The sequence below is a fragment of the Psychrobacter sp. ENNN9_III genome (assembly GCF_001462175.1).
Taxonomy (GTDB): domain Bacteria; phylum Pseudomonadota; class Gammaproteobacteria; order Pseudomonadales; family Moraxellaceae; genus Psychrobacter.
In genome coordinates this window covers 1-9799 of sequence record NZ_LNUO01000068.1, presented here as the reverse complement: position 1 = coordinate 9799, position 9799 = coordinate 1, and the positions used below count along the sequence as shown (strand labels likewise).

8 protein-coding genes are annotated in these 9799 nt (G+C 43.7%); 2 read left to right on the top strand and 6 right to left on the bottom strand.

The window, feature by feature from the left end:
• The first annotated feature begins 335 nt into the window (after window positions 1–335).
• Together PENNN9_RS04545 and PENNN9_RS04540 are read left to right on the top strand one after the other, a co-directional pair.
• On the top strand, window positions 336–2024 hold the full coding sequence (locus tag PENNN9_RS04545) for a hypothetical protein (protein ID WP_058024515.1): 1689 nt from the start codon (window positions 336–338) through the stop codon (window positions 2022–2024).
• An 88-nt stretch (window positions 2025–2112) separates the two neighbouring features.
• On the top strand, window positions 2113–3429 hold the full coding sequence (locus tag PENNN9_RS04540; RefSeq protein WP_058368542.1) for an HlyD family secretion protein: 1317 nt from the start codon (window positions 2113–2115) through the stop codon (window positions 3427–3429).
• Between the two features lie 116 nt (window positions 3430–3545).
• Here PENNN9_RS04540 and pdxH read toward each other — a convergent pair whose 3' ends face one another.
• The 6 genes from pdxH to PENNN9_RS12970 form a co-directional block, all read right to left on the bottom strand.
• Window positions 3546–4202 carry a pyridoxamine 5'-phosphate oxidase gene (pdxH, locus tag PENNN9_RS04535; RefSeq protein WP_058368543.1) on the bottom strand — a complete coding sequence of 219 codons (657 nt, stop codon included), beginning with the start codon at window positions 4200–4202 and terminating at the stop codon, window positions 3546–3548.
• Window positions 4203–4243: 41 nt separating this feature from the next.
• Window positions 4244–5608, bottom strand: a complete 1365-nt coding sequence (gene glmM / locus PENNN9_RS04530) for a phosphoglucosamine mutase (RefSeq protein WP_058368541.1) — start codon at window positions 5606–5608, stop codon at window positions 4244–4246.
• 189 nt (window positions 5609–5797) lie between these two features.
• Window positions 5798–7270: an IMP dehydrogenase gene (gene guaB / locus PENNN9_RS04525; protein WP_058368540.1), complete on the bottom strand. Its 1473-nt coding sequence runs from the start codon at window positions 7268–7270 to the stop codon at window positions 5798–5800.
• Between the two features lie 343 nt (window positions 7271–7613).
• Window positions 7614–8678, bottom strand: a complete 1065-nt coding sequence (locus PENNN9_RS12980; protein ID WP_227511718.1) for a mechanosensitive ion channel family protein — start codon at window positions 8676–8678, stop codon at window positions 7614–7616.
• Window positions 8623–9063 carry a hypothetical protein gene (locus tag PENNN9_RS12975; RefSeq protein ID WP_227511717.1) on the bottom strand — a complete coding sequence of 147 codons (441 nt, stop codon included), beginning with the start codon at window positions 9061–9063 and terminating at the stop codon, window positions 8623–8625. The genes PENNN9_RS12980 and PENNN9_RS12975 overlap by 56 nt, the downstream gene beginning before the upstream one ends.
• Before the next feature lie 32 nt (window positions 9064–9095).
• A complete protein-coding gene (locus PENNN9_RS12970) occupies window positions 9096–9644 on the bottom strand; it encodes a hypothetical protein (protein WP_227511716.1) in 549 nt (182 codons plus the stop codon).
• Window positions 9645–9799 lie beyond the last annotated feature (155 nt).

Here is a 9799-nt window from a genome sequence, read left to right as displayed (position 1 = left end):
AAACCTTCTGGGAGCTCTGTATAGAGCTGTTTTTTATGCGTGCTTTATTTTATGTTTGCATAAATAACCGTCGCATTATAGTCATCAATGTCATATGAGAGCATTAAGCTATAGAGCAACCAAACAAATTGTTCAGCACCATCCGTGAATTACGCGTCGATGACAAAAGCACGATAAAAGTTATGATAAAATCCTTTCTGAATTTTTTGGGTTATCTTTCAGATACCATCAGTGAGTTGACTGGCGTTTCACGCTATAAATACCAACTGACCTGACTCCCCGTCTGGCATCTGTCTTATGTCACTCTATTTCCTTATACAGATTGTGGTACGCCCATGAGTAACGAATACCAGTTTAAGCCCCACGAACAGCCAATAATGGTGGGCTCTCCAGCCAATCCTGACCATCCGGCACGCCGTAAAGTATTTTATTTGCTTATTGGGATTTTTGTGGGTCTCACAGCCAGCTTCCAAAATGGTCTACTTGTCGCCAACCTGACGCAAATTCAGGGTCAGCTAGGCTTAACGCCAGCTGAAGGTGGTTGGATATCGGTCAGTTATAATATGACCAATGCCTGTATCACCGTCCTGCTGTACAAAATTCGTCAGCAATTTGGCATGTCGCTTTTTAGCAAAATCACCCTGTCATTTTTGTTAGCCGCCACCAGTCTACAGTGGCTGATCAGCAGTCACTTGTTAGACACACCTAATATTAGCATTGAGCCCTATTATTTAGAGATTGTCGCTAGGGGACTTAGTGGTATGGTGGCAAGTGGTATGACCGTATTGGGCTTGTTTTATTGTCTTCAGGGTATGCCAACCGTCAAACGTACTAGTGGTCTCATATTGGGTTTTGGTCTGGTACAGTTTGGTATTCCATTATCACGTGTCATCTCGCCCTACCTCGCCATCGACGGTCAGCTTGAAAACTTATTTTTATTTCAATTTGGTCTGGCGCTGATTTGTTTTGGGCTGATTAATATATTAGAGCTACCACCAGGGAATACAGAAAAAGTATTTGAGAAATTGGATTTTGTAAGCTTTGGTTTTTTCGCTAGTGGTCTGGCTGCATTGGCTGTCGTTTTGGTACAGGGTCGAATTTTATGGTGGACGACACCTTGGCTCGTCTATCCACTGATGATTGCTATCGTCGGGATTAGCATCGCGTTATGGATTGAGACGCATCGCAAAAATCCGATGCTACAAGTGCGCTGGATGCGTAGCCGCAATATTATTGCATTCATGGTGACGGGCGCTGTCATGCGGATTTTGCTATCTGAGCAAAATGTCGGAGCGGCAGGATTGCTCGCTAACCTCGGCTACGGTAACGATCAGCTGGTTACTTTTTATGCTGTTATTATAGCCGCCAGTGCACTGGCTTTGATTATTAGTATTTTTAGTACCAATGCGATGGATTTGCGCCGACCTGTTATTTTTGCAGTGGCATTGATTGCCTTAGGGTCTTGGATGGATGTTGGTGTGTCTATTAATTCAGCACCCTATACGTTTTATCTCAGCCAGTTTTTGATTGCCTTTGCCGCGGTGTATTTCATGGGGCCTTTGGTTTTTGAAGGGTTTTTGCGGGCTATTGGCAGTGGCCCTGCGTATATTATTAGTTTTTCAGTGATTTTTGGCATTTCCCAAACAGTTGGCGGACTGGCAGGTGCGGCAGCCATTCAGGCATTTACGACCATTCGTACACAAATGCATTATGCAGATATGGTCAGCTCATTGAATTTGGGCGATCCTGCATTTAGCGCTCAGGTGGCAGGCACTCGTAACATGCTGTCGAATCAGACCACTGACGCGGCCCAAGCAAATATCGGTGCAGTTAGCCAAGTACTGCAAGGCATTCAGCGCCAAGCAACGGTCGCAGCATACAGCGACCTGTTTTTTCTGATGGCCTGTCTTGCTACTGCCGTTACGATTATTTTGCTGCTCAATTATCTTTATAACCGCTACCACAAGCGCAATCCACTGGCCAAAGAGCTCGCCGTCATCGCCAAGATGCGCGAAACAAAATAATTCAACTTATTATCTTAGTGATTTTTTATCATATTTATTTATAGTCAGACCAATCAGATATCTGCTTATTAACATTTAGGAGCATGTCATGAGCCAAGAAAAACCAAATGAGCTTAATAAAATACCTCAGACGTCAACTGATGCTCCAGCAACAGACACACGTACAGAGTCTGCTACGGCTCCAGTAGAGACCGCTACAAGCGCTACGCAAAAGAAAACGAATACATCCGAGATACAAGCAGCTACTGATACGCCTGATAGCGTGCGTGAGGATAACTCTGTAGAAGGCTCTATAGAAAATCAAGACGATGATAATGAAACGCCTATGCCGCCAAAAGAGCCGATATCAAACACGGCTGGCTGGTCTCCCAAGAAAAAATCCTATCTAAATTTGGGATTATTGATTGCGCTGATTGTCATTGGTGTGGCCTTGATTTTATATGCTTGGAAACTGCCACCATTTACGCCTACGGTGCAACAAACCAATAACGCCTTTGTCAAAGGTCAAACCACTATTATTAGTCCGCAAGTTTCCGGCTATGTCACCGAAGTGGCGGTGCAGGATTTTGCTGATGTAAAAGCGGGCGATCTACTGATAAGAATAGACGACCGAACGTTTCAACAGCAACTTGAACAAGCCGAGGCCAATACTGAAGTGGCGATCACCAGTCGCTCTACCAATGTTCAAGACACGCAATCTAGCCAAGCACAAATCGAAGCACGCAAAGCAGACTTATATAGCGCCAAAATCAATGTCGAGAGCGCTCGTGAAGACGTCAATCGCTATCAAGGCTTAGATGCTATCGGTGCGGTATCAAAAGCAGAAGTGGCTCATATCAAAGCAAAGCTGGCTCAAGCACAGGCAAGCGTGCAACAGGCTGAAGCCAACTTACAAGCCGCTCAACAAAACCGCGCCAAAACCAGTGGTACCCAACCCTCGCTGGACGCAAATATCAAAAGTGCTGAGGCAGGTGTGAAGCAAGCGCAAATTAATCTCGATAATACGATCATCACAGCACCTGAGTCCGGTCAGCTGAGCCAAGTCAGTGTCAAAGAAGGCCAGTACGTTAGCGCGGGCACCCAGCTCATGTATATCGTGCCAAAAGGCATTTGGATTATCGCAAACTTTAAGGAAACCCAAATAGCTAGTATGGCAATCGGCGAACCAGCTACTATTCATGTGGATGCGCTTGGCGGTGCCAAATTCACAGGTCATGTGAGCAACATCTCACCAGCCACTGGCAGTGAGTTTAGTGCAGGTGCCGCCAATCCTGCGACAGGTAACTATATAAAAATTGCGCAGCGCATCCCAGTACGTATCGACTTGGATCCGAACCAACCTGAACTTGCACGCTTGCGTCCTGGTATGTCCGTTTCTGTGGATGTCGATACCAATGCCAAATAAAGCCAAATAAAGCAAATAACTGATATAAAAGATCCACTCTAAATACCCGAGAAACTGGATATAGAGTGGATTTTTTATATTTTTAAATGAGCTAGGATTTCAAAATCAGCCAAACACTATGGTAGTAGACGCTTGGTCGTCCAGCTTTCAGCGCTTTGGCTATCATCATCTTGCTTATATACGATGCGGTCATGCATGCGACTGGCACGTCCCTGCCAAAACTCTATCTCATGAATAGTAATCTCATAACCACCCCAAAATTCTGGCGTTGGTACTTGACTGTTTTCTGGATAGTCGTTTTGCAGCGCCTCAAACGCTTGTTCCATCACTTCACGATTGGCCACTTCACCGCTTTGTGGTTGACTGACCCACGCGCCTACTTGGCTATCATGCGGACGCTTTTGAAAGTAAGCAGCAGATTTATTAGCATCTATTTTAGCAATGCTACCACCAATACGAATTTGACGCTCAAGCTCATGCCAAAAGAATAGTACCTCAGCATTTGGATTCTCTGCAATGTCCTGACCCTTGGCGCTCTCGTAGTTAGTATAAAATACTACGCCATTCTCAGTGATTTCACGCATAAGGACGATACGGACACTAGGCTTATTGTCCGCGCCGCACGTTGCTAAGCTCATAGCATACGGCTCTTGTACTTGCTGCTCTATCGCCTCATTCATCCAAGTCTTTAACAGCTCAAACGGTGATGCCGGTACTGACTGTTGATCAAGACTGCCTTTTTCATATGATAAACGCTGATCAGTAAAGTCCATGCTCATGCTGCACCCTTATCTTAAGATATTATATTAAACGGTTAACCCAATACTGCTTTGATTTTATCTGCCAAGTCATTGGCCATGACATCACACTCAATCTCATCATCTGACTCGACCATCACCCGAATCATAGGCTCTGTACCTGATTGACGAATAAGCAGACGACCTCGACCTTCTAAAGTAGCTTGTGCTTTATCAAAAGCTTGCACCAACTCTTCTTGCTCATAAGGATCTTGCATTTGATTCAAGCGAACATTGACAAGCTTTTGCGGTAAGATTTCAAACCCTTCTGTTAGCTCACTTAATGCTTTGCCCTCTGATTGCATAACGGCAAGTACTTGCAGGCTTGCAATAATAGCGTCACCGGTACGGCTTTTATCTAAACATAATATATGCCCTGATGGCTCACCGCCTAATAACCAATCATTGGCGGCAAGCTCTTGCATAACATAGCGATCACCGACTTTCGCACGAGTGAACTCAATTCCTGCATTTTGTAGTGCAAGCTCTAGGCCCATATTACTCATCAAGGTTCCAACAACCCCCTTGACACGTGACTGTCCTTGAGTAGCAAGCACATATAGGATGCCATCACCATCAACCAGCTTACCCGTTTCGTCTACCATGACGATACGGTCTCCATCTCCATCTAGTGCAATGCCAACGTCTGCATCATATTCTAAAACCGCTTTTTGCAGACCTTCAGGATGTGTTGAGCCGCAGTCGGCATTGATATTGATACCATCAGGTTTATTATTAATAGGTATTACAGTAGCGCCAAGCTCACGCATGACTCTTGGAGCGACACTATAGCCTGCACCATTGGCGCAATCTACGACAACAGTCAAATGACTCAGATCATATTGATAAGGAAAAGTTCCTTTACAAAATTCGATGTAGCGGCCTGTAGCATCATTGATGCGAGTGTGCTTACCCAACTGCGATGGGTCTATGATAGGCATCAGTAAGTCGTCGTTAGTAGGATTCATCATCGCTTGCAATTTATCGTTGATAGCATCTTGCATCTCATCAGTTAGCTTTTTGCCATCGCCTGAAAACAGCTTGATACCGTTATCATAGTAAGGATTATGTGAGGCTGAAATCACAACACCAGCATCAGCATGAAAGCTACGAGTAATATGCGCAATAGCTGGCGTGGGTAGCGGACCTAGCATATGTACATCGACGCCTGCTGCGTTAAAGCCTGCTTGAAGTGCTCCCTCAATCACATAACCTGAAAGACGGGTGTCTTTACCGATGACCACACTAGGTTTACGATTAGGATTATCATTATTCTCTATAAGCACCCGTCCTGTTACATAGCCCAATTTTAAAATAAAATCTGGTGTAATAGGTAGTTGTCCAAATTTTCCACGTATACCATCGGTGCCAAAATAGCTCATTATGATTATATCCTTGTGCTAGCTGTTAGCGATAACAGAATCCAAACGCCTTTAGGCATGATAGTCTGTCCACTAAATTTATTTTATAAAAAAAGCCAACAATACACGAGCATTGTTGACTGTTGTATTCTAAGACATTATATATCAAAGAATGAATATTTAAAGCAATAATTTGGTTAATACGCCAGTTTAGTCCACACGATAGTTTGGTGCTTCTTTGGTAATCTGTACATCATGGACGTGCGACTCTTTCATACCCGCTGAGGTGACTTTGATGAATTGCGGTTTGGTACGCATATCTTCGATGGTTGCTGAGCCTGTATAACCCATTGATGAGCGCAGACCACCGACCAATTGATTGACAATACCAGCGACTGGACCTTTATAAGGAACACGGCCCTCGATACCTTCTGGCACGAGCTTCTCTACGCCATCTTTGGCATCTTGGAAATAACGATCTGACGAACCATTTGACCCTGACATTGCGCCAAGACTGCCCATGCCGCGGTACGCTTTATAATAACGGCCTTGAAATAGCTCCACTTCGCCCGGCGCTTCTTCAGTACCAGCCATAAGCGAGCCTACCATAATACAAGACGCACCAGCAGCGATGGCTTTTGCCATATCGCCTGAATAGCGAATACCCCCATCAGCGATCAATGGAATACTGTCTTGCAAGGCACTAGCGACATTATCGATAGCTGAGATTTGCGGCACACCGATACCAGCGATAATACGCGTCGTACAGATAGAGCCAGGACCAATACCTACTTTAACTGCATCAGCACCTGCATCACGCAATGCTTTGGCCGCATCACCCGTTGCGATATTACCACCAATAACCTGCACATTCGGATAGTTTTTCTTGATCCAAGAAACCTTATCCACCACTCCTTTTGAGTGACCATGAGCTGTATCTACCACGATAACATCTACGTCAGCGTCGATTAATGCCTCAACGCGCGCTTGCGTATCTGCGCCTGTACCGACAGCGGCACCAACACGCAGACGACCTTGATCATCTTTACAAGCATTGGGATTGTTTTCGGCTTTGGCAAAGTCGTTAACCGTAATTAGACCGCGCAAACGAAACTCGTCATCTATAACGATGACCTTTTCGATACGATGCTCGTGAAGTAATTTTTTGATATTTTCATTACTTTCGCCTTCATGAACGGTGACCAATTGCTCTTTTGGCGTCATGATATGGCTAACAGGCAATGATAAATTAGTCTCAAAACGCCAATCACGATGAGTCACGATACCAACGACTTTATCTGTGCCCTTCTCTACCACAGGCACACCAGAGATGTTGTTATCTTGGGTCAACTTTAATAAGTCACCGATAGTCATCTCAGGATGTACCGTAATAGGGTCAACCACCGTACCTGCTTCAAACTTTTTGACACGGCGTACTTGCGTGGCTTGTTTGACGATATCCATGCTTTTATGCAAGATACCCATCCCGCCTAGCTGAGCCATGGTGATTGCCATCTCAGACTCAGTTACCGTATCCATCGCAGCAGATACCAGCGGTAAATTGAGCGTGATGTTTTTGGTCAAACGCGTAGACAAGTTGGCAGTTTTTGGCAGGACTTCAGAATAGGCTGGTAACAATAAAACGTCATCAAAGGTTAAGGCTTCATCGACAATTCGCAACATACAGACCTCTAGTGGTGGTTATTTTGATGGGCGGGATGCTCGTATTAAGACAATCTATCAAGATGACCAATGCAACTTTATGATATTTAATCTTTAAAGACTTTATCTCACAATGCTTTGATTTATAAGGCATTAAATAGTAAACAATGTGCCAGTTAAATAAAACACTAGAAGACTGTTATTGATTTACCATTTGTTGGTTAGCGCAAATATAGCGTCGCCTTACTCTTATTGACTTAATTATCCCTTAAAAATAACGCCATATTATAACAAATAAGCGCGTAAATCGCATGTTATATTTACTCGCTTATTTTACTAATAAAAAGCATCAACCAATCATTCGTTATTCGTCCCTATCTTTAAATATTAAACGCTCGGCCGGTAGATACTCTCTTTGCTCCTGATATAGATAGCTGAGCATCTGCTCACGCACTTCACATTCTAAATAAAACGCATTCATAGGACTATCAGATGCCAGACTACCGCGTAATTTAATCGTGTTTTCACTTAATGACACTGTCAGCATTTGAGGGTCTGTCTCACCATCCCAAAATTCGCTCTCTTTCACCAGCTCACTAAACTTGTTTCGAATAGCATCGATATCTGCTCCATAATCAACGTATAGATAGACTACACAAGTCTGATGTGCTTCAGTATGTGACCAGTTTTCTACCACTTCAGTGATGAGATGACGCATTGGCACGATTAAGCGGCGCTCATCCCATGTCTTTAGCACCGCGTAGGTATAACGCAGATCTTCAATAGTGGTCCAATCGCCCTCCATCATCACAGTATCGCCGATACGGATCGGCTGGGTTACCGCTACCTGTACCCCAGCGATGATGTTACCCAATATGGGCTGCGCGGCTATACCAATGATCACACCAGCGATACCAGCCGAGGTCAATAAGGTCGTGCCGAGACCTTCCATATTAGTAAATTCACTAAGACCGATCCAAATACTGCCAAGTATCATGGCAAAAATAAAGACACGGCGAAATATCGACACATAAGTACGACGACGTCGCTCTTTATCAAGGTGTTCTTCAGACAGGTTTTCAATCTGCATGTCTTGATAGCGATTGGCAAAAAAGTTAATAACACGTATACCAAGCCACATCGTACTAAACACCAACCCAACCCAAATAACTGGACGAGTCGAGGAAGCTACCGCGTCTAAATATGGAAAACCGCCTGATACTAAAGTAAAAACTAACGAGAAGCTGATGCTAAAAGTTAATGGTACGGTCAGCTTACTTACCAAGTCTGCCACACTGTTAGTACTGCCTACATAATAGGTGCTGTACTTTTGATCGTCATCAATATAGCGGCTAATGAGCTTTTCAGTGCCTTTACCTAGTAACCAACCCATCGCCATGGTAAATAAGAAAAATGAAAATAAAGCCAAAAACTCCCATAACGCAATACCAAAAAAACTGTAGTTTCATCCATATGGGTAAATGTCGTTCGAACTCTGCGGGGTGATACTGCTCATAAAGATTATCGATATTGCCAACGGTCTGCGCTGAAAACACCCAAATCGGTGCATCGTCGTTGACTTGTACCCGTTCCATATATACAGGCACACGGCGTTCGCGATAATCAATATAACCTAATTGGATAGAGCGTCTAGGAATACCCATGACGCTACTGGCATTACCAAGTGGCGGTTCGATTAAACCATCAGGACGATCTGGCAGGTCATCGAATACATAAAGCTCTTTTTCAGATAACAAAAAAATCAAGTCGCTTTGCCAGCTCAAGGGCGCGACTGCGCTGAACTTCACTGTCAATCAGGTTCATATTGAGCGCATAAGCGGCCAAGTCAAACTGCTGTTTCATTACCGCTGATTGAAAAAAACTCCAAAGTAGCCAGTGGTGTTGACAGGTTTGGTGGCTCAGATAAAGGCGGTAAACCAGTATTGAGCTTGTCTAAAATATAATAGCTCTCGTTATACTCTCCTTTTAATCCTGCATCGCCTTGTAAGTTTCCAGATTGTTGCACAGCATTGCGTTCTGTAGGATCAAATATCTCTTCTGTCACTCCAGAGATACTAACGCCTTCTTTTTTGATCGTATCAATTTTTTGAGCCGCATAGTCGACCAAATTTTCTGCTTTAGCAGCCACTTCAGTTTTTGCATCATCCTGAGCATTAGTGCTTGATTCACTAACCATTTGCTCGCTAGTACTAGGCCCATCATTACTGGTTGCAGCGTAAGTAGGCATACAAATAGCGCTCAGTGCAATGATAAAAAAGCTTAATAGTATTTGTAGCGCTTTATAGTGCCTCTTATAATGCATTGCGTGACTATCTTGTATAGAATGACTGACTTGCTTATTGTCTTTACCAGTAACACTTCTTAAAGTATTCATATTTTTATGCATTTTTGAATGACAAGGCGTTTTCATATAAAAAATCTTGGCTGTAGTATGATGATAAGCTAATGTAGTCAGCAAAAAAAAGCCAGCGTAAAGCTGACTTAATTTGTTAGTATACGTATTTATTGTCACAAGCAGTTTACTTAAGC